Source organism: Pseudoxanthomonas taiwanensis (assembly GCF_010093135.1).
Classification (GTDB): domain Bacteria; phylum Pseudomonadota; class Gammaproteobacteria; order Xanthomonadales; family Xanthomonadaceae; genus Pseudoxanthomonas; species Pseudoxanthomonas taiwanensis.
Map to the genome: position 1 here is coordinate 1 of NZ_PDWK01000055.1, position 19,565 is coordinate 19,565.

Below are 19,565 nucleotides of genomic sequence, written 5' to 3' on the forward strand. Positions count from 1 at the left end.
ATGGTCGCATAGATCGTTTCGTGGCTGACCAGACCGGGACGTTCGGCGTCGGGCATCTGCCGCAGTCTGGCGGCAATTTGCTGCGGCGACCAGCGCGAGAAGACCCGCCGGTCGTGCACGTGCTGGTGACCTGAGTATGGAACTTGTGACCTGCCCCCACCGAGCCGTACCACTCGAAGCCAGGTAGAGTCCGTCATCCAGAGAGGACGGACATGCGCAAGAGTCGATTCACCACGGAACAGATCATCGGGTTCATCAAGCAGGCCGAGGCCGGGATGGCGGTGTCGGAGCTGGGCCGGCAGCATGGCTTCAGCCCGGCCAGCTTCTATGCCTGGCGCGCGAAGTACGGCGGCATGGAGGCCGAAGATGCCAAGCGCCTGAAGGAGCTGGAGTCGGAGAACAGCCGCCTGAAGCGGCTGCTGGCGGAGGCGCACCTGGACATCGAGGCGCTGAAGATCGGCTTCGGGGTAAAACGCCAGCCCCGCAACGCAAGCGCGAGGCGGTGACGAAGGCACGCCTGCTGGAGTTGTTCGTGCTGGGCGTGCCGTCGTACCGGCAGCGGTTCCTGTCCGATACCGGTCACCGGCGCGGCGCTGTTCTTCGCACCGCTGGTGCTGTTGGGCTTTCCTGTGCCGTACGTGTTGGCGGCACTGGGATTGAACCTGTTCTTCCAGTTCTGGCTGCATACCGAGCTGATCGGCCGTTTGCCGGGGTGGGTGGAGTACGTCTTCAACACCCCGACCCACCACCGCATCCATCACGCCAGCAACCCGGAGTATCTGGACTGCAACTATGGCGGCATGCTGATCGTGTTTGATCGCCTGTTCGGCAGTTTCCGCGCCGGGGTCTCCGGCGTGCCGCCGCGTTACGGCTTGACCGATCCGGTGCGCGGGCACAACCCGCTGCGCGTGGAGTTCCATGCCTGGATCGGGATGTTCGCCGCGCTGCGCCGCGCCCATGGGCCCGGAGCGGTGCTGCGGGTCCTGTTCGGGCCGCCGGGGGCGGTTTGCCCCATGCCTGTCCGGCACATCGCCGTCACGCGCACGACGCAGACCCCGGTGCAGCGGCCGGCCGGTGTGATGGGTGCAGGAGCGACCGCCGAGCAGGATGGTGGTGGACGGGAATGGCCACGGCCTGACTGAGACACGGGCCCAAGCGGGACCGGCCATGCGATCCGTCGGATGTGGCCCGGGCCATCGGCACGGGCGGACGGCATGGAATGAGGCGGGCCTTGCAACTTCCGCGGGCGGGCGCGGACGCCAAGAAGCGGGCAGGGAAAAATGGTTGACAAACAAGTAGCGCACGATATAATAGCGCAATGGACACGCACCTCCCCCACGCCGAAGCCGCGCTCAGGCTCGATCGCCAGCTGTGCTTCGCCCTGTATTCGGCGAATCTGGCGATGGGCAAGTTGTATCGCGGGTTGTTGCGTGAGCTGGACCTGACCTACCCCCAATACCTGGTGATGTTGGTGCTGTGGGAGCGCGACGGGCTGACCGTGTCCGAGATCGGCGAACGGCTTTACCTCGACTCGGCCACCCTCACGCCGCTGCTCAAGCGGCTGGAGGTGGCCGGGCGGGTCAGCCGCCGCCGCGACAGTGGCGACGAGCGGCAGGTGATCGTCACCCTGACCGAGGCCGGGCGTGCGCTCAAGGCGCAGGCCCAAGGCGTACCGGAGCAGGTGTTCTGTGCCGTGGCCTATGATTTGCCGGCACTCAAGTCGCTCAAGCAGGAGCTGGAATCCCTGCGCGAAAAGCTCACCGGAGCCTGAGTGACAGATCCGGCGAGCATGGCCTGCCAATGAAGTAGTGCGCTATTTGATAGCTGTCTCGAAATTGAAAAGAGGCATTCTTATGAAGATCTTGTTCGTACTGACTTCCCATGACCAACTCGGTGATACTGGTCACAAGACCGGCTTCTGGCTTGAGGAATTCGCCGCTCCTTATTATGTGTTCAAGGACGCCGGTGCTCAGATCACCTTGGTATCCCCCAAGGGTGGCCAACCCCCGCTGGATCCAAAGAGCGATCTGCCCGAGTTCCAGACCGATTTGACCGCCCGCTTCAAGGCCGATCCTCAGGCGCAGGCGGAGCTGGCCAACACCGGAAAACTGGCCGAGGTGGCAGTGTCCGATTTCGATGCCGTGTTTTACCCCGGTGGCCATGGCCCGCTGTGGGATCTGACCAACGACCCGGTGTCGATAGCGTTGATCGAGACTCAGGATCGCGCGCGCAAGCCGCTCGGTCTGGTCTGCCACGCGCCGGGCGCGCTGACCAAGGCGCATCAGGCCGATGGTCGCCCCTTCGTTGCCGGTCGCAAGGTCACCGGATTCTCCAATAGCGAGGAAGCGGCGGTCGGCCTGACCGAGATCGTACCATTCCTGATCGAGGATGAATTCAAGCGCCAAGGTGGCCTTTACGAGAAGGGCCCGGACTGGCACCCGCATGTTGTCGTTGATGGTCATCTGGTGACCGGCCAGAATCCGGCCAGTTCCGAAGGAGTCGCCCGCGCACTCCTCAGCCTACTCGGCTGAGGCCGGCCTGCCACCGGCTTCGGGATGGTCATTCACTCAGGAAATCCGCCATGAATACTTCAGATATTTCTGCCGCGCTGAACGCCAAGGTCGCGCGGATGAAACAGGCGCACCTGGCCGATGGCCCGGCCAGCGCCGAATTGCGACGTGACCGTTTGCAACGTGCCGCGGAACTGCTGATCACACACCACGATGAACTGGCTGATGCCATCAGCGCCGACTACGGACATCGTAGCCCTTACCAAAGCCTGCTGGCGGACGTGCTGTCGTCGGTTGCTGCACTTCGCCATGCCAGCGAGCATCTGGAAACTTGGATGCAGCCGGATGAGCAAGATGCTCCCGGCCCTGGGATGCAAGCGCGCGTACAATATCAGCCGTTAGGCGTAGTGGGCATCATTAGCCCCTGGAATTTCCCGATCAACCTGGCGTTCAGCCCTCTGGCGGGCGTCTTTTCAGCAGGCAATCGTGCGCTGCTTAAGCCCTCGGAGTTGACGCCCCGCACATCCGAACTGCTGGCACAACTCGTCGCACGCTACTTCGACCCACTGGAACTGGAGGTGGTGCTGGGCGATGCCGAAACGGGCCAGGCGTTCAGCGCGTTGCCGTTCGATCATCTGATCTTCACCGGTAGTACGGCCGTGGGTCGCCACGTCATGAGGGCGGCCGCTGAAAACCTGGTCCCGGTGACGCTGGAGCTGGGCGGGAAGTCACCCGTTTTCATTGACACGGATGCTGACATAGCTACCGCCGCTGCGCGTGTACTGACGGGCAAGACCTTCAACGCCGGTCAGATCTGCATCGCGCCGGATTATGTGCTTCTGCCAGAAACGGCGCGCGACGCTTTCGTGGAGCACGCTCGTACCTTTGTCGCCCGCACATTTCCGACGCTGCATGACAACCCGGACTACACCTCCATCGTCAGCGACCGCCACTACCGCCGCCTGATCGGCCTGCTGGACGACGCCCGCGCCAGGGGTGCCAGCGTGGTAGGGCTGGAGCCTGCGGGTGAACCGCATACTGACGCACGCACGCGCAAGCTCGCCCCGACCCTGGTGCTCAATCCGCAGGAAGACATGCAGGTGATGCAGGAAGAAATCTTCGGCCCTGTCCTGCCGGTGCTGACCTACCATGACCCGCAGCAGGCGCTTGATTACATCAACGCGCATCCGCGCCCGCTCGCGGCCTATTACTTCGGCAATGACCCGGCAAAGCAGCAAGCGTTTCTCGAAAGCACGACTTCCGGCGCGGCGGTCATCAACGATGTGATGACGCATGCCATGGTCGAGAGCGTGCCCTTCGGCGGCGTGGGTCCGTCTGGCATAGGAGCGTACCACGGCATTCACGGCTTCCGACGTTTCAGCCACGCCAAGGCGGTGGTGGTGCAAAGTGCCGATGGCGCGTCCAATCTTCGCTTGCGCGCGCCATATGCCGATGCGCTGGCGCAAGCGCGGGCCCTGCTCGCTGGCAAGGCATAACGCACTCGCTTTGTGTCGTCGTTCTCGTTCAACAGGAGCCAATCATGAAGATTTTCTACAAAACCCGCGCTACCGCCACCGGCGGCCGTTCCGGCCGTACCGCGCTGGACGACGGCAGCCTCGCACTGGACATGGCCATGCCCGGCTCCGGCAAGACCGGAGCCAACCCCGAGCAGCTTTTTGCGATGGGCTACGCCGCCTGCTTCGACAACGCATTGCTCGTGGCCGCCAAGCAATTGGGACTGGCGCCGACCGCCACACGCACCTCGGTGGAAGTGGGCATTGGCCAGACCGCCGCCGGCGGTTACGCACTGGACGTGGACTTGCATGTGGAAGTCCATGGACTGGACCAATCGGCCGCACGCAAGCTGGTGGAAGCCGCCCACCAGGTGTGCCCGTATTCAAATGCCACGCGCGGCAACATCGAGGTGCGCCTGCACGTATCCGTAGCCTGAACAGGAGAAAACCAGCATGCGCTGCGCCATCCATACTGCATTCGGCGAACCCGCCGAAGTCCTCGAACTCGGCGACCGTCCGATACCGCAACCCGGACCAGGCGAAGTCCGCGTCAAGACCACGCTTGCGCCGATTCACAACCACGACCTGTGGACGATCCGGGGCCGCTACGGCTATAGGCCGGACCTCCCCGCAATTGGCGGCAGCGAGGCGGTTGGCATCGTAGATGCGCTTGGCGATGACGTCGAAGGCGTCTCCAACGGCCAGCGGGTAGCTGTTGCTTCGGTGCATGGCACCTGGGCAGAATATTTCCTTGCCCCCGCACGGCTGCTGGTACCGATGCCGGAAGCCATCCCGGACGAAACCGCGGCGCAGCTCATTGCCATGCCCCTGAGCGCGTTGATGCTGTTGGAGTTCCTCGAGGTCGACCAGGGTCAGTGGATCGTCCAGAACGCGGCCAATGGTGCGGTCGGCAAAACCTTGGCGATGCTGGCCGCCGCGCGTGGAATAAATGTGCTCAATCTGGTGCGCCGTGATGCTGGTGTGGATGAACTGGCGGCCCTGGGCATTGATCATGTCGTTTCCACTGCGCAGCCCGAGTGGCAGGAAATTGCCCGCGCCATTCTTGGCTCCGGGCTGGCGCGCGCGGGAATCGATTCCATTGGTGGCGCCGCCAGCGCGGCGTTGTTGGGATTGCTGGGCGAAGGCGGGACACTCGTTTCCTTCGGCGCGATGGCTGGAGAGCCGATGCAAATCGACTCCGGCTCGCTCATCTTCAAGCAGGCCACGGTCAAGGGCTTCTGGGGCAGCAAGGTTAGCCTGGCCATGTCGGCGGACGACAAACGTCGCCTGGTGGGTGAACTCTTGCAGCGTACGCTGGCCGGTGAGCTGCTGCTGCCAGTGGAGGCCGTCTACGACCTCGCCGATGCCGCCCAGGCCGCTGCGGCCAGCTTGCAGCCGGCCCGTAAAGGCAAGGTCTTGCTGAGGCCGTAAGCGAGTTGAGGGCCGGGAAGTGCAAAAGAGTGGATCTGAGGCAACGCTGGTCAAGCCGCTGTCGTAGCCCAGTTCTGGAGTGCGCCCCTGCGGGTAGACAGGATCAGGCTACGGATTTGACTGTGAGCGGGCGTGTTGATCCTCGAACTGCTGCGGACTGAGATAGCCGAGCGCAGAGTGCAATCGGCTGGCGTTGTAGCCCTGATCGATGAAGCGCGTAAGGTCGGCAGTGATGTCTTCGAAAATCTCGTAGGCCATCGGATAGACAGCCCCGACCTTGAGCGTTTCACGAAGCTCTCGGCCTTGGCGTTATCCTACGGATGGGACTATCAGTAATTTTGTGCGCGGGGCCGGTTATCGTCGGTCGAGATGTTTGGCCAGCTGCTGGAAAGCTTCAAGGACTACGTGGACTTCTGACCGGCCCGCGGCCGGGCCGGCGTCCGCCATGGGCGGGCGCCGGCGTTCCCGCGGCCTTGCGCGCCGTGTGCCGGTCGTACGGGACGGGCTAACGGGTGGCCTGCACCCGGTCGCGGCCGCCACGCTTGGCCTGGTACATGGCGCGGTCGGCGCGCCGGATCAGGTCCTCGCGCGCTTCGCCGAGCTGGCGCACCGCCACGCCGGCGCTGAAGGTGACCGGGATGCGGCGGCCTTCGTGGGCCAGCACGCGCACCGCCAGCAGGCGCTGGGCGCGGCGCACCAGCGCCGTGGCCTCGTCCAGGTCCGCGCCCGGCAGCACCAGCACGAACTCGTCGCCGCCGTGGCGGGCGATGCAGTCGTCCCCGCGCAGGGCCTCGCGCAGCACCTGCACCACGTGGCGCAGCGCGGTGTCGCCGCCGCCGTGGCCGTGGGTGGAATTCACCTCGCGGAAGCCGTCCATGTCCACCATCGCCAGTGCCAGCGGCCGCGCCTCGCGTTCGGCCTGCGCGGCCAGCTCCGCGTAGCGTTCCTCCAGGCCGCGCAGGTTGAGCGCGCCGGTGAGCGGGTCGCGCCGCACCAGGTCGCCGGCCTCGCGCAGCTGTTCCTCCAGCGCCCGCACCCGTGCCTCGGCCGCCTCCACCTCCTCGCGCGCGGCCACCAGTTCCTCGCGTGCGCGCTGCGCCTGGCGCTGCAGCTGCGCGGTGTCCTCCAGTACCTCGTCCAGGCGCCGGCCCAGCTCGGTGATGCTGCGCGCCTGGCGGATCGCCTCGCGGTGCGCCTCCAGCCGGCTCTGGTACTGGCCGGTGCTGTCGGCCATGCCCTCCATGCGCGCCACGAAGGTGTCCAGCATCCCGCGCATGGCGTCCTTGGTCTGGGCGATGCCCTGGCGCAGCAGGCTCTGCTGGTAGACCAGCTCGCGCAGGCCCTGGCGGGTGGCTTCCAGGGTGTGGCGGTCGGCCGGCCCGGCCAGCAGCAGCTGGCGCACGCCGGCCACCTGTGCCTGCAGCCAGCTGCCGTCCTCCAGCAGTTCGAACAGGTTCTCCAGCAGCAGGTCGAACAGGCTCAGCAGCAGCGCCTGGCGTTCGGCGGCCTCGCCGGCGTGCACGCCGACCTGGTGGCACAGCTCGCGCGCACGCCGGGCCAGTGCCGCCAGGTCGTCGCCCGGCCGCCAGCGCCGCAGCGCCTCGGCCAGGGCGGCCGATTCCCGGGCCAGCTCCGGCACCGGCTCCAGCAGCGAGGCCAGGGCCACGCCCAGGGCCTGGCGCAGCAGCTCGCGCAGCTGCTCGGACTCGTTGACGCCGCCGCCGGCCAGGCTGGCGGCGAAGTCGTGCAGGTACTTCTCCAGGAGCTGGCGCAGCACCCGCGCGCAGCTGGCCCAGTCCTCCTCGGCCACCGCCGTGCGCAGGCGCTGGCCGAGCAGGTCGCCCAGCTCGCCCGGCAGGCCGGCCATGCCCTCGGCGTAGGCGCGCAGCAGCGCCCGCGGGTCGTTGGCGGCAGTCAGCAGGGCCGCGGGATCGGAGGATGCCGGGCTGGCGATGGGGCCTGGAGGGGACATCGGTATGGCCGGGCGGAGGCCTGGACGGGTTGACGGAAGGATGCCCCATTAGCGGCCGGGAACGCTGTGGTTTTAGCCATGGGACTGGAGCGGGCGGGCATGCCGGGCGTAGGCTGCCGGGCAGGCATCAACTGCGGAGGCGGCATGGAGATCGGCATGGTCGGCCTGGGCCGGATGGGCGCCAACATGGCCCGCCGCCTGCGGCGGGGCGGGCACCGCGTGGTCGGCTTCGACCCGGTGGAGGCGGCGCGCCAGGCCGCGGCGGTGGATGGCCTGGAGACGGTGGATGCCCTGGCGGGCCTGGCGGCGGCGCTGGCGCCACCGCGGGTGCTGTGGCTGATGGTGCCGGCCGGGGCGGTGGACGCCACCCTGGAGGCGCTGCTGCCCCTGCTGGGCCAGGGCGACATGGTGGTGGACGGCGGCAACTCCCACTACCGCGACAGCCAGCGCCGCGCCGCGCACTGCCAGGACCTGGGCGTCCACTTCCTCGACTGCGGCACCAGCGGCGGCGTCTGGGGCCTGGAGGCGGGCTACAGCCTGATGGTCGGTGGCGATGCCGATGCCGTGGCGCGTCTGCGCCCGCTGCTGGAGACCCTGGCGCCGGCGCCGGACCGCGGTTGGGGCCATGTGGGGCCCAGCGGCGCCGGGCACTTCGCCAAGATGGTCCACAACGGCATCGAGTACGGGATGATGCAGGCCTACGCCGAGGGCTTCGCGCTGATGGCGCGCAAGCAGGAGCTGGGGCTGGACCTGGCGCAGGTGGCGCGGATCTGGCAGCACGGCAGCGTGGTGCGCTCCTGGCTGCTGGACCTGGCCGCCGACGCCCTGGCCGACAACCCCGGGCTGGAGGGCATCGCCCCCTACGTGGCCGATTCGGGCGAGGGGCGCTGGACCGTGGCCGAGGCCATCGACCTGGACGTGCCGGCGCCGGTGATCACCGCCTCGCTGATGGAGCGGCTGCGCTCGCGCGAGCGCAATTCCTTCACCGACCGCCTGCTGGCCGCGCTGCGCCACCGTTTCGGCGGGCACGGCATCGCGCGCGCGTCGTAAGGCCGGGCCCACATGCGCGCGAGCGGCGGAGGTCGCGGCGTGTTCACCGTTCTGAATCGCCTGCAACGCGCGCCGCGGCGTTCACCGTTGCTGCACGGCCCTCCCGGGAGACTGGCCCGCACCATCCCGAGGAGAGGAGAAGACGACAATGCGTAGGCATCACGGAATGCTGTTCGTGGCGATGACCGCCCTGTGCGCGGGTGCGGCGTGGGCCGGCGACGACACGCCCCGCACCGACGCCGACCGGCCGATGACGGAAGAGGCCAAGCATCCGGCAGCGGACGGCGATTCCAGCCAGCCGGTCGCCGACACCTGGATCACCGCCAAGGTGAAGTCGAGCCTGCTGGCGGCCGAGGACGTCTCGGGCCTGGACATCGAGGTGGACACCCGCGACGGCGTGGTCTACCTGAGTGGCACGGTGGACAACGCGGCGCAGATCGCCAAGGCCAAGGACGTGGCCGAAGGCATCGAGGGTGTGGGCCGGGTGGACGTCTCCGCCCTCAAGACCGGCGGCAACTGATCCGCCTGGCGGTTTCTGGTTTCCCGGGGTGACGACGGGGAACCGGGCGGCGCGGAGCCTGCGTGGCTCCGCGCCGTTTTCATGTCCGGGCACCGGGCCTGCGCACACGCGCGGCCCGCGTCCGTTACAGCGTGTTACATCGGCCGCACGTGCTGGTCGTGGCGGAAGCCTCCGCTAGAATCGGACCCTTCCTCCGCCCCGGGAACATGGAAACGATGCCCATCGACGAACGAGTCGAGTCGCTGCTCGCGCGCATGACCCTCGAAGAGAAGGTGGGGCAGCTGGGTGTCTTCGCCGACATGGTGCGGCCCTTCGCCCCGGACGTGAACCCGGAGGCGAACGTGCGCAACGCCGCCGAGGTGCTGGAGCAGGTGCGCGCAGGCCGCGTGGGCGCGCTGTTCAACGGCGTGGGCGCGGAACTGGGCCGGCAGATCCAGCGCGTGGCGGTGGAGGAGAGCCGCCTGGGCATCCCCGTGCTGCTGGCCGCCGACGTGATCCACGGCATGCGCACGGTGTTCCCGATCCCGCTCGGCGAGGCCGCCAGCTTCGAGCCGGACTTGGCCGAGCGCACCGCGCGCGCCACCGCCCTCGAGGCCACCGCCGCCGGCATCCACTGGACCTACGCGCCGGCGGTGGACGTGGCGCGCGACCAGCGCTGGGGCCGCGGCGCCGAGGGCGCCGGCGAGGATCCGGTGCTGGGCGCGGCCTTCGCCGCCGCGCGGGTGCGCGGCTTCCAGGGCCCGGACCTGCGCGCGCACGACTCGCTGCTGGCCACGCCCAAGCACTTCGTCGCCTACGGGGCTGTCACCGCGGGCATGGAGTACAACTTCGTCGAGATCTCCGAGGGCACACTGCGCGACGTGCACCTGCCGCCGTTCAAGGCGGCGCTGGAGGCCGGCGCGCTGGCGGTGATGACCGCCTTCAACGACATCAACGGCATCCCGGCCAGTGCCCACCGCGGCCTGCTGACCGGACTGCTGCGGGAGCAGTGGGGCTTTGCCGGCGTGGTGGTGTCCGACTACACCGCCGACATGGAGCTGATCGCCCACGGCTACGCCGAAGACGCGCGCGACGCCACGCGCAAGGCGTTCCTGGCCGGCCTGGACATGAGCATGCAGAGCGGCTTCTACGCCGACCACCTGCCGGGCCTGGTGGAGTCCGGCGAGGTGCCGGTCGAGGCGCTGGATGCGGCGGTGCGGCGGGTGCTCTCGCTCAAGGCCGCCATCGGCCTGTTCGACGACCCGTACCGCTCGCTCGATCCGGCGCGCGAGGCCGACACCTCGTGGCGGCCGGCGCACGAGGCGCTGGCGCGCGAGGCGGCGCGCCGCTCGATCGTGCTGCTGAAGAACGAGGGCGGGCTGCTGCCGTTGCGCCGCGATGCGCGCATCGCCCTGGTCGGCCCGTTGGCGCGCGACCTGGCCAACATCGAAGGCTGCTGGACGCTGTTCGGCGACCGCAGCCGCTACGTCAGCCTGGAGGCCGGCATCCGCGCCGCGCTGCCGGAGGGTGCGGCGCTGGAGGTGGTGGACGGCTGCGGGTTCGAGCAGCCGCTGGAGGGCGGCATCGAGGCCGCGGTGGCCGCCGCGCGCCGCGCCGAGGTGGTGCTGCTGGCGGTGGGCGAGCCCCAGTGCTACAGCGGCGAGGCGCAGTCGCGCACGCAGATCGTGCTGCCGCCGGTGCAGCAGGCGCTGGCCGAGGCGGTGGCCGCCACCGGCACGCCGGTGGTGGTGCTGTTGCGCAACGGCCGCGCGTTGGCCCTGCAGGGCGCGGTGCGCGACGCGCAGGCGATCCTGGTCACCTGGTTCCTCGGCACCCAGACCGGCCATGCGGTGGCCGACGTGCTGTTCGGCGACTACAGCCCCTCCGGGCGCCTGCCGGTCAGCTTCCCGCGCGACTCCGGCCAGCAGCCGTTCTTCTACAACCATCCGCGCACCGGCCGGCCGGAGACGCCGGAGATGTCGGAGTTCAAGGCGCGCTGGCGCGAGCACCCGCACGCGGCGCTGTACCCGTTCGGCCACGGCCTGGGCTACGGCCGCATCGAGTACGGGCCCACGCGGGTGGATTCGCCCACCCTGGCCTGGGATGGTGTGCTCGGCGTGCGTGCCCGCGTGCGCAACAGCGGGCAGCACGCCGCCGAGGAGGTGGTGCAGCTGTACGTGCACGACCGCGTGGCCAGCCGGGTGCGGCCGGTGCGCGAGCTGAAGGACTTCCGCAAGCTGCGCCTGGAGCCGGGCCAGGAGGTGGAGGTGGTGTTCGAGTTGCGCCGGGAGCAGCTGGCGTTCACGCGTGCCGACGGCAGCCACGGCGCCGAGCCGGGCGCGTTCGACGTGTGGATCGCACCCTCGTCCGCCGCCGGCGAGCCGGCGCGCTTCGAGCTGCTGCCGCCGCCGTGAGCGCGCACGGCGCGCCGGGCGCGCCCGCTCTCATCGGATGCCGCCGCCTTCGCCGCGGCCGAGCGCACGCTCCCAGGCGCGCTGCACCGCCAGGCGGGCGCGGTCCCAGTCCAGGCGCGAGGGGCCCTTGCCGGCTTCCCATTCCTCGCGCAGCCGCGTCTCGGCCGCGGCGAAGTCCAGGCCGGGGTGGCGGCTGCGGCCGGCGTGGCCGGTGCGGTAGGCCGCCTCGTAATCCTCGTAGGTGTCGCCTTCGCGGTAGTACGGCTCACTGCGGAACTGCTGGTACCAGTAGCCGGAATCGGGGAATGCGTCCACCGGCGTGCGGCCGGGAACCTGGTAGCCGGGCGTGCCCATCGTCGAGCTCCTGTGGCGTGTGTGGGCCCATCCTGGCCGATGCCGCGTGGGCACAGGCGCAAGGCGGCGTGAGCGTGGCGTGGGCGTTTTCAGCTGACCGCGCTGGGCGCGTCGTAGGGCAGCGGCGTGGCACCGGCGCGGACCACGGCGGCCTCGGCGCGGCGGGCCTGCGCTTCCTCGGCGTCCACCACCAGCAGGATGCGGCCGGACTCGATGGTGTCCTCGAAGCGGCGCCGTACCGGATCGGGCACGCCGGCGCCGAACAGCGCCGAGGACCAGCTGCCCATCAGCGCGCCGACCGCGGTGATCAGGCCGGCGCCGGCCAGGGTGATGCCCACGGCCGGCACCGCCATCGCGACCAGCCCGGCAACCAGGCCGACCGCGCCACCGCCGGCGGCACCGCGCAGCGCAGCCGGCAGGGTGTCGGTGCGGCCGCCGTCGCGCACCGCGTCGGGCACCGCTTCCATCTCGATGTCCGAGCGCGCGACCAGGGCCAGGTCGTCCGGGTCGATCCCGGACTCGCGGGCGGCGGCGAGGGCCGCCTGGGCGGCGGCCAGGTTGGGAGTGCTGTAGACGTGGCGGTGTTTCATCGCGGATCACGGCGCAGGGCGGGGGAAGGCCCACTGTCCGCGCCGCGCGGTGAGCCGCGCGTGAGCCCGGTGGCCGGGGTTCAGGCCGGTGGGCGCGACGTGGAGGAATCCTCGTCGGCCGCGTCCGGGCTGTGCCGGGCCACGATCGCGGTGGCGGCCAGGTCGCCGGTGACGTTGCCGGTGGTGGCGAACACGTCGGGAATGGTGTCCACCGCCAGCAGCAGGCCTAGCGGCTCCACCGGCAGGCCCATGGACTGGGTCACCGGCATCACCGTGGCCATGAAGCTGACCTGGCCGGGCAGGCCCACCGAGCCCAGGCTGATCACCACCGCCAGCGCCGCGCCGGCGGCCAGCTGCATCGGCCCCAGCTCGATGCCGTAGGCCCAGGCCACGAAGCAGGCGGCGACGATGTACTGGATCGGGCTGGTGATGCGGAACAGGGTCACCGCCATCGGCAGCACCAGGCCGGCCACCGCGCGCGGGATGCCCATGCGCGTGCGCGCGCTCTCCAGCATGGCCGGCAGCGACGCCAGCGAGGACTGGGTACTGGCCGCCACCACCTGCGCAGGCAGCGCCGCCCTGGCGAACGCGGCCGGCGAACGCCGCGCCAGCACCGCCACCAGCACGTAGCAGATCGCGGTGGCGCCCAGGTACATGGCGCACTGCAGGACGATGTAGCCGGCCAGCGCGCCGACCACGGCCACGCCGGCCTGCGCGCACACCGCCAGCATCAGCGCGAACACGCCCAGCGGCGCGGCCAGCAGCACCCAGCGCACGATCACGATCATGGTGTCGGCCACGCCCTGGGCCAGGCCGGTGATCTGCGCGCGGCGCTCGGCCTCGATGCGGGTCAGGGCGAAGCCGAAGAACAGGGCGAAGACCACCAGCGGCAGCATCGCGCCCTGCGCGGCGGCCATGATCGCGTTGCTGGGCACCACGCCGCCGATCCACTCGGCCAGCGAAGGCGCGGCGGCGGCGACCGGGGCCGAGGGGCCGGCCTGCAGCACGTCGGCCAGGCGCCCCTCGTTGGGCACCAGGGCCAGCAGCAGCGGGGTCAGCAGCGCGGCGTAGGCGGCGAACAGCGACAGCAGGGCGATGAAACCGACCAGGGCGCGCCGCGCCACGCGGCCGGAGGCGGCCGCGTCGGAGGCGGTGGCCACGCCCAGCACCACCAGCGCCAGTACCAGCGGCACCACGGTCATCTGCAGCGCGCTCAGCCACAGCCGGCCGACGGGCTGGGCGATGCCGGCCGCGCCGCGGGCCAGCTCCGGACTCCAGTGCGCCAGCGCCAGGCCGGCGATGGCGCCGGCGGCCAGCGCCAGCAGCACGCGCGCGGTCGGTCCCGGCCACCTCATCGGGCCACCTCCGGCAGGCCCCAGGCGGCGGCCAGGCGCCGGGCCTGCGCGCGCGGCAGCAGCACCAGGCGCGGCTGCGCAGCCGGATCCAGCCAGGCCAGCAGACCGTCCATGTCGGCCGCGTCCATCGCCGTGCAGCCGGCCGTGGCCTCGCCGGCGCGGCGGCGCAGGTGGGCGAAGATGCAGGAGCCAGCGCCGGGGATGTGGTCCGGGTTGTGGGCGATCACCAGGCCGCGCGCGTAGCGCGGATCGCCATCCTTGTGCAGATCCAGGCGCATCGGCTCGGTGGAGCCGGCCACCGCGTCCCGGCCGACCTCGCGCGCGTCCACGATGCGGTTGTAGAGCGGCGAGTCCGGCACGTCCATGCAGTAGTGGGAGGCCTCCATCGCCAGGTAGGGCAGGGCGGTGGCGGCGCCCGGCGCGTAGCCGAAGGCGGGGCCGAGCGCGAACACGCCGGCCGGACTGCGGCCGTCGCCCTCGCGCTTGACCAGGCCCCCGTCCTGGTCCTCCGGCGCATGCAGACCGATGCCCCAGGCGCTGCCGTTGCGGCCGATCTCCACCTCGAAGGCGCCCACCTGGCGCCAGGGCGCGTCCGCGCTCCCGCGCTCGTAGCGGTACAGGGTGCCGCGCGGCGCGTCCCAGTCCGCGGTGAGCACCAGCACCAGCTGGCGTGCCTCCTGCAGCGGGCCGGCGGCGTGGGCCGGGAGAGCGGCGGCGGCCAGCGCCAGCAGCGCGGCGCGGGCCAGGCGTGGCAGCAGGCCCCGGAGGGCGGGACGCGGGGCGCGGGACATGGGCGCTCAGGTCTCCAGCAGGTGGCGGATGCGTTCCAGGTTGATGCCCAGCTGCCGGTGGCGCTCGGGATTGGCCTGGCACAGCAGCACGAACAGGAAGTCCAGAAGGTACTGCAGGGCGCTGCGGTACAGCAGCGCCTCGATGTGCGGCTGCGGGTCGTGCGCCGAGACCACCAGCGAGGCGTCGGCGTGGGCGCGCAGCGGGTTGGAGGTGTGCCGGGTGATGGACACCACCTTGCCCTCGCAGGCCTGGAACTGCCGACTGATCTGCGACAGCTGCGGCAGCTGGCCGAACTCGGAGAACAGCAGCATCACGTCGCCGGCGCGGGCCGCCGACAGGTTGGCCATCATCAGGATCGGGTCGGCGTGGTGCACGGTGAGCACGCCCAGCAGCGACAGGCGCATGGCGAACTCGCGGGCGAACAGGCCGTCGTCGCCCAGGCCGAACACGAACACCCGGGCGGCGCCGTCCACCAGGCGGACGATCTCCTCCATCCGCTCGCGCGGGTTGAGCAGGCGCGTCTCCTCCTCGGCGGCGGCCTTGCTGCGGCGCAGGGCCTCCTCCAGCCGGGCATAGTCGTCGCCGGCCTCCTGCTCGGGCGCGGCCGGCACGTCGCCGCCGTTGCGCGCCAGCGCCTGGCCGATGCTGTACTTCAGGTCCGGGTAGCCGCGGAAGCCGAACTTCTGGCTGAACTTGACCACCGAGGACTGGCTCACGCCCAGGGCGCTGGCCAGCTGCTGCGAGGAATAGTCCCGCAGCAGGTGGGCGTTCTCCAGGATGAAGTCGGCGATGCGGCGCTCGATCGCCGACATCTGGTCCCGTTCGGACCGGATCTTCACCAGCGGCGACATGGTGGCGATCTTCATCCGGGCCGGCGGAGGAGACAACGGTCAGCGCCCCAGCGGTTCCAGCCCGTGGATCTGGCGGATGCCCAGCCCCGGCGCGTCGGTGATGCTGATCTCGGCCTCGTTGAAGATGACCCCGCCGTCCACCGGGTTGAACTGGCCCAGTGAGGGGCCGTCCAGGTCCACCTTGGTGATGGTGTCGGCCTTGGCGGCGGCCACGTGCACCGCGGCGGCCACCGAGATGGCCGACTCCAGCATGCAGCCCATCATGCACTGCACGCCGTAGGCCGAGGCGATGTCGGCGATGCGCACGGCGTGGGAGATGCCGCCGGTCTTCATCAGCTTGATGTTGATGATGTCGGCGGCGCGGCGCTGGATCAGGTCGAACACCTGGGTCGGGCCGAACACGCTCTCGTCGGCCATCACCGGGGTGTGCACGCGGTCGGTGACGTACTTCAGGCCGTCGATGTCGGCGGCCTTGACCGGCTGCTCCAGCAGCTCGAGCATCACCCCGGCGTCCTCCAGCGCGTGCATGGCGTAGACCGCCTGCTTGGCGGTCCAGCCCTGGTTGGCGTCCAGGCGCAGCAGGGCGCGGCCCTCGACCGCGGCGTGGATGGCCTTGACCCGCTCGATGTCCAGGCCGATGTCCTTGCCCACCTTGATCTTCAGGGAGTCGAAGCCGCGCTCCACCGCGGCGATCGAGTCGGCCACCATCTTGTCGATGTGGTCCACGCTGATGGTGATGTCGGTGGTCACCACCGGGTCGCCGCCGCCGAGCATCTTGTACAGCGGCGCGCCGTACAGCTGGCCCCACAGGTCGTAGATGGCGATCTCCACCGCGGCCTTGGCGCTGGTGTTGCGCTCCAGCGCGGTCTGCACCAGGTTGCAGATGCGGTTGAGGTTGGACACGTCCTGGCCGAGCAGGCGCGGCTTGATGTAGCGCTCGATGGCCTCGACGATGGAGCCGTGGGTGTCGCCGGTGATGACCGCGGTGGCCGGGGCCTCGCCGTAGCCGGTGTGACCGGTGTCGGTGCGGATCCGCACCACGATGTCCTCGACCGTTTCGACGGTGCGCAGGGCGGTCTTGAACGGGGTCTTCAGCGGCACGCGGAGCATGCCGAGCTCGATTTCGGTGATCTTCATGGAGCGGTCCGTGCCCGGATCCTCTGGATGCTGGTCAGGCGGTCGACGTAGGTCTGGGTGTCGTTGAACATCAGCGGTTCCAGCGGCGTGACCGACACGCCGTTGAGGCCGGCGCGCACGCGGCTGCCGTCGGCGCCGAGCCAGCTGCCGCCGCTGGTGTCGTGGATCATGTAGGCCATGCCGTCCTGGTGGCCGATGGCCATCATCACGTGGCCCGGGATGTACACCAGGTCGCCGACCTGCAGCCCGCGCACGGCCTGCTGGCGCTGCGTGGCGTCCGCGTCCTCGCCCAGGACCCGCTCCAGCACCGGGCTGACCGCCTGGTCGCGGGTGTTGCGCGGCAGCAGCACGCCGAAGCTGCGGTAGACCTCGGAGACGAAGCCGCTGCAGTCGCGGGTGCCGTAGGAGTGGCCCCAGCCGTAGCGCTCGCCGAGGAACTTGAAGGCCTGGCGGATCAGGTTGGCCGGGGTCAGCGGCAGGTAGTCGGGGCTGACGTCGGCCGAGCGCGGCACCAGTGCCGGGACGATCTCCAGCGAGCCGTCGGCGGCGCGCACCGGCAGGTCCACCACGTGGCTGGCGAACGGATGCTGGCCGTTGACCGGGCGCGTGGGGTCCAGGTCGGTGCGCAACGGCAGGCGCAGGCCCATGTCCAGCTGCAGCGAGGACACCCGCGGCTCCTCCGGCGTGTAGGTGGTGCGCACGCTGGCGCCGGTCACCACCACGTACGGCTCGCGCCGCGCGTAGCCCAGCACGGTGTCGCGCGTGCCGGTGGCGATGTGCTCGGCGCGGACCCAGGCGGTGTAGCGCTCGCTGGCCACGAACAGCCACTGGCGGTCGCGGCTCTCGTGCAGCACCGCCACTGCGTCGCCGGGGAACAGGGCCGACTCCTGGAAGCGGTCGATGTCGGTGTCGCCCGGAGTGCTGAACACCCGCAGGGCGGTCGGGAAGGCGCGCAGGTCGGTGCGCTGCACCGCCAGGCCCCAGCGCAGCGGCCGGCTGGTCGGGATCCGGTCCAGCGCCAGTGCCTGCTGCAGTGCGGCAAGCTGCCTGGCCGGCACGGGCTTGCCCTGCACGTCATACAGGGGACGCGAGGGCGGGGCGGACAGGGCCTGCAGGCGCTGCCGCACCCACTCGCCGGGCATCGGGTCCGGCAGGGTGGCCAGGTCGAGGATGGACGGGTCCTCGGCGCGCATGCGTGCGTTGTGCGCCTCGATGGCGGCGCGGTCGAGGATCAGCCGGTCGGGCTCGGCCAGGCGGGAAATCCAGTGCTCCGGATCGAGGTCGGTCAGGCGCACGCCGACCACGGCCGTCGGCGTGGCCGGATCCGGCGCCCGGGCCGGCGCGGGCAGCGCCGGCAGCAGCAGGCACAGGGCCAGCAGGCCATCCCGAACGCAACGGGTCAGGGACGCCGCGGCCGGCGCCCGGTTCGCGGGTTTCATCTGCCTTCTCCCCCTCCCGGACAAGAGCCCGAAGAATAGTTATTCCGAAATCTGGCTGCGTCAAGAATAAATTATTGACCCGCTACCGGGGCCGTGCTACATCAGCTGCCAACCACCGCACGAGAGGGGAGTGTCGTTGTGGAGTCCGGTTACCGCCAGCCCGTGGCCACGGGCCAGCCGCACCGGAGTGCCGCCTGGCTGCGGCCTCTGTTGCTGGCGGTCGCATTGAGCCTGGGGAGCCCGATGCACGTCTTGGCCGCCGCGTCGCCGGAGGACGTGGTGCGCCAGGTCGACGCCGGCCGTTTCCGCGAGGCCGAGGCGGCGATCGCCGGGGCGCTGGCCGATCCGGCGCTGGAGCCGCAGGCGCGCCGCGCGCTGGAGTTCGAGCGCGAGCGCATGCGCCGCATCCGCCTGGACTTCAGCCTCGACCGCGAGGCGGTGCTGGCGCAGCTGCGCCGCCACATCCCGGACCTGCGCGAGGCCGAGTTCGAGGCCTGGGACGCGGCCGGGCTGCTGGAGCACATGGACATCGACGGCCAGCGCTGGTGGTTCAAGCGCGCGGTCTCCAACCTGTTCCGGCTCAGCCCCGAGGCCGCGGCGCGGCGCGCGCCTCCGGTGCGCCCGTTCACCGAGGGGCCGTTCGAGACCCTGCACCCGCACCACGCCGAGGTGGTGGCGGCCGCGCGCGACGGCGCCACCAGCGTGGCCCCGCGCCGGTTGCGTGTGACCCAGTCGCTGGTCGTCAAGCCCGACGCGGTGCCGGCCGGCGAGACCGTGCGCGCCTGGATCCCGTATCCGCGTGCCATTCCCGGCCAGCAGGAGGACATCCGCTTCGTCGGCAGCGTGCCGGAGGGCGCGTTCATCGCCCCGGAGGACACCCTGCAGCGCACCGCCTACATGGAGCGGACCGCGGTGGCCGGGCAGCCGACGGAGTTCTCCGTCACCTACGAGCTGACGGTGTACGCCCGCCGCTTCGACATCGACCCGGACAGGGTGGTGCCGGTGGAGCCGACGCCGGAGCTGGCGCCGTTCCTGGAGGAGCGCCCGCCGCACGTGGTGTTCACCCCGGCCCTGCGCGAGTTCTCGCGCCAGGTGGTGGGCACGGAGACCAATCCCTACCGCATCGCGCAGAAGCTGTTCGCCGCGGTGGACCGCATCCCGTGGGCCGGCGCGCGCGAGTATTCGACCATCTCCAACATCAGCGACTACGCGTTCCACGCAGGCCACGCCGACTGCGGCCAGCAGACCCTGCTGCTGATCACCCTGCTGCGCATGAACGGCATCCCGGCGCGGTGGCAGTCCGGCTGGGTGTACTCGGACGAGGAGGTCGGCTACGACAACATGCACGACTGGGGCTGGCTGTACCTGGCCCCGTACGGCTGGGTGCCGATGGACGTGACCACCGGCCAGCTGGCCAGCGACGACCCGGCGCTGCGCTGGTTCTACCTGGGCGGCCTGGACGCCTATCGCATCGCCTTCAACGACGACTACTCGCGGGATTTCGTCCCGGCCAAGACCCACTTCCGCTCTGAGTAACCGTCTTCCGAGTCAAGCGCCGTGAAGCGCGTTATCCCAAGGTTTGTTGGTTCTGACCATGGCATTGAGCACGGTCAGCAGCTTGCGCATGCAAGCGACCAAGGCGACTTTGGGGCATTTG

18 protein-coding genes and 4 pseudogenes are annotated in these 19,565 nt (G+C 70.2%); 11 read left to right on the forward strand and 11 right to left on the reverse strand.

All coding sequences use genetic code 11. The features are described from left to right. Nucleotides 1-128 (reverse strand): annotated as a pseudogene (locus tag CR938_RS14965) (IS30 family transposase); the annotation flags it as partial. 84 nt (nt 129-212) lie between these two features. On the opposite strand from CR938_RS14965, the pseudogene CR938_RS10650 reads away from it, so the two are divergent. The 7 genes and pseudogenes from CR938_RS10650 to CR938_RS10680 all read left to right on the forward strand — a co-directional run. After that, a pseudogene (locus CR938_RS10650) lies at nt 213-511 on the forward strand (transposase); the annotation flags it as partial. Between the two features lie 82 nt (nt 512-593). Further along, nucleotides 594-1,142, forward strand: coding sequence for a sterol desaturase family protein (locus tag CR938_RS10655; RefSeq protein WP_281350259.1), 549 nt, complete (start codon nt 594-596; stop codon nt 1,140-1,142). 176 nt (nt 1,143-1,318) lie between these two features. Further along, nucleotides 1,319-1,771, forward strand: a complete 453-nt coding sequence (locus CR938_RS10660) for a MarR family winged helix-turn-helix transcriptional regulator (RefSeq protein ID WP_162124991.1) — start codon at nt 1,319-1,321, stop codon at nt 1,769-1,771. 82 nt (nt 1,772-1,853) lie between these two features. Next, complete coding sequence (locus tag CR938_RS10665; RefSeq protein WP_162124992.1) at nt 1,854-2,531, forward strand: type 1 glutamine amidotransferase domain-containing protein; 678 nt, start codon at nt 1,854-1,856, stop codon at nt 2,529-2,531. Nucleotides 2,532-2,581: 50 nt separating this feature from the next. Then, on the forward strand, nt 2,582-4,006 hold the full coding sequence (locus CR938_RS10670; RefSeq protein WP_162124993.1) for a coniferyl aldehyde dehydrogenase: 1,425 nt from the start codon (nt 2,582-2,584) through the stop codon (nt 4,004-4,006). A gap of 44 nt (nt 4,007-4,050) precedes the next feature. Then, the gene (locus CR938_RS10675; protein WP_162124994.1) at nt 4,051-4,461 is read left to right on the forward strand and encodes an organic hydroperoxide resistance protein; all 411 of its coding nucleotides are present in this window, start codon (nt 4,051-4,053) and stop codon (nt 4,459-4,461) included. Between the two features lie 16 nt (nt 4,462-4,477). Further along, nucleotides 4,478-5,455 (forward strand): zinc-binding dehydrogenase, encoded by a 978-nt coding sequence (locus tag CR938_RS10680; protein WP_162124995.1) that lies wholly within the window; start codon nt 4,478-4,480, stop codon nt 5,453-5,455. A 108-nt stretch (nt 5,456-5,563) separates the two neighbouring features. On the opposite strand, the pseudogene CR938_RS10685 reads toward CR938_RS10680, so the two are convergent. Both CR938_RS10685 and CR938_RS14810 read right to left on the reverse strand, forming a co-directional pair. After that, nucleotides 5,564-5,728, reverse strand: a pseudogene (locus tag CR938_RS10685) (hypothetical protein); the annotation flags it as partial. 232 nt (nt 5,729-5,960) lie between these two features. Further along, entirely contained in the window at nt 5,961-7,427 is a 1,467-nt protein-coding gene (locus CR938_RS14810; protein ID WP_162124997.1) for a GGDEF domain-containing protein, read from the reverse strand. 144 nt (nt 7,428-7,571) lie between these two features. Between CR938_RS14810 and gnd the strand changes: the two genes are divergently transcribed. The 3 genes from gnd (at nt 7,572) to CR938_RS10705 (ending at nt 11,390) form a co-directional block, all read left to right on the forward strand. Next, a complete protein-coding gene (gene gnd / locus CR938_RS10695) occupies nt 7,572-8,477 on the forward strand; it encodes a phosphogluconate dehydrogenase (NAD(+)-dependent, decarboxylating) (protein ID WP_162124998.1) in 906 nt (301 codons plus the stop codon). Nucleotides 8,478-8,625: 148 nt separating this feature from the next. Continuing rightward, a complete protein-coding gene (locus CR938_RS10700; protein WP_162124999.1) occupies nt 8,626-8,997 on the forward strand; it encodes a BON domain-containing protein in 372 nt (123 codons plus the stop codon). A gap of 215 nt (nt 8,998-9,212) precedes the next feature. Next, complete coding sequence (locus CR938_RS10705; protein WP_162125000.1) at nt 9,213-11,390, forward strand: glycoside hydrolase family 3 N-terminal domain-containing protein; 2,178 nt, start codon at nt 9,213-9,215, stop codon at nt 11,388-11,390. A gap of 30 nt (nt 11,391-11,420) precedes the next feature. Here CR938_RS10705 and CR938_RS10710 read toward each other — a convergent pair whose 3' ends face one another. The 7 genes from CR938_RS10710 to CR938_RS10740 all read right to left on the reverse strand — a co-directional run bounded on the left by CR938_RS10710 (nt 11,421) and on the right by CR938_RS10740 (nt 17,908). Next, the gene (locus CR938_RS10710) at nt 11,421-11,744 is read right to left on the reverse strand and encodes a hypothetical protein (RefSeq protein WP_162125001.1); all 324 of its coding nucleotides are present in this window, start codon (nt 11,742-11,744) and stop codon (nt 11,421-11,423) included. A gap of 89 nt (nt 11,745-11,833) precedes the next feature. Then, entirely contained in the window at nt 11,834-12,334 is a 501-nt protein-coding gene (locus CR938_RS10715) for a hypothetical protein (protein ID WP_162125002.1), read from the reverse strand. An 80-nt stretch (nt 12,335-12,414) separates the two neighbouring features. Then, complete coding sequence (locus CR938_RS10720; protein ID WP_162125003.1) at nt 12,415-13,689, reverse strand: dicarboxylate/amino acid:cation symporter; 1,275 nt, start codon at nt 13,687-13,689, stop codon at nt 12,415-12,417. After that, nucleotides 13,686-14,480: a L,D-transpeptidase family protein gene (locus CR938_RS10725; RefSeq protein WP_162125004.1), complete on the reverse strand. Its 795-nt coding sequence runs from the start codon at nt 14,478-14,480 to the stop codon at nt 13,686-13,688. The genes CR938_RS10720 and CR938_RS10725 overlap by 4 nt, the downstream gene beginning before the upstream one ends. Nucleotides 14,481-14,486: 6 nt before the next feature. Beyond that, entirely contained in the window at nt 14,487-15,332 is an 846-nt protein-coding gene (locus CR938_RS10730; RefSeq protein ID WP_162125009.1) for a MurR/RpiR family transcriptional regulator, read from the reverse strand. Between the two features lie 39 nt (nt 15,333-15,371). Continuing rightward, the gene (locus CR938_RS10735) at nt 15,372-16,469 is read right to left on the reverse strand and encodes a dipeptide epimerase (RefSeq protein WP_162125005.1); all 1,098 of its coding nucleotides are present in this window, start codon (nt 16,467-16,469) and stop codon (nt 15,372-15,374) included. Beyond that, the gene (locus tag CR938_RS10740; protein ID WP_162125006.1) at nt 16,466-17,908 is read right to left on the reverse strand and encodes a C40 family peptidase; all 1,443 of its coding nucleotides are present in this window, start codon (nt 17,906-17,908) and stop codon (nt 16,466-16,468) included. Before CR938_RS10740 ends, CR938_RS10735 begins: the two co-directional genes overlap by 4 nt. 243 nt (nt 17,909-18,151) lie before the next feature. Here CR938_RS10740 and CR938_RS10745 point away from each other — a divergent pair, with 243 nt between their 5' ends. Then, complete coding sequence (locus tag CR938_RS10745) at nt 18,152-19,444, forward strand: transglutaminase-like domain-containing protein (RefSeq protein ID WP_162125007.1); 1,293 nt, start codon at nt 18,152-18,154, stop codon at nt 19,442-19,444. Nucleotides 19,445-19,456: 12 nt separating this feature from the next. On the opposite strand, the pseudogene CR938_RS10750 reads toward CR938_RS10745, so the two are convergent. Beyond that, nucleotides 19,457-19,565: pseudogene (locus CR938_RS10750) on the reverse strand (IS110 family transposase); the annotation flags it as partial.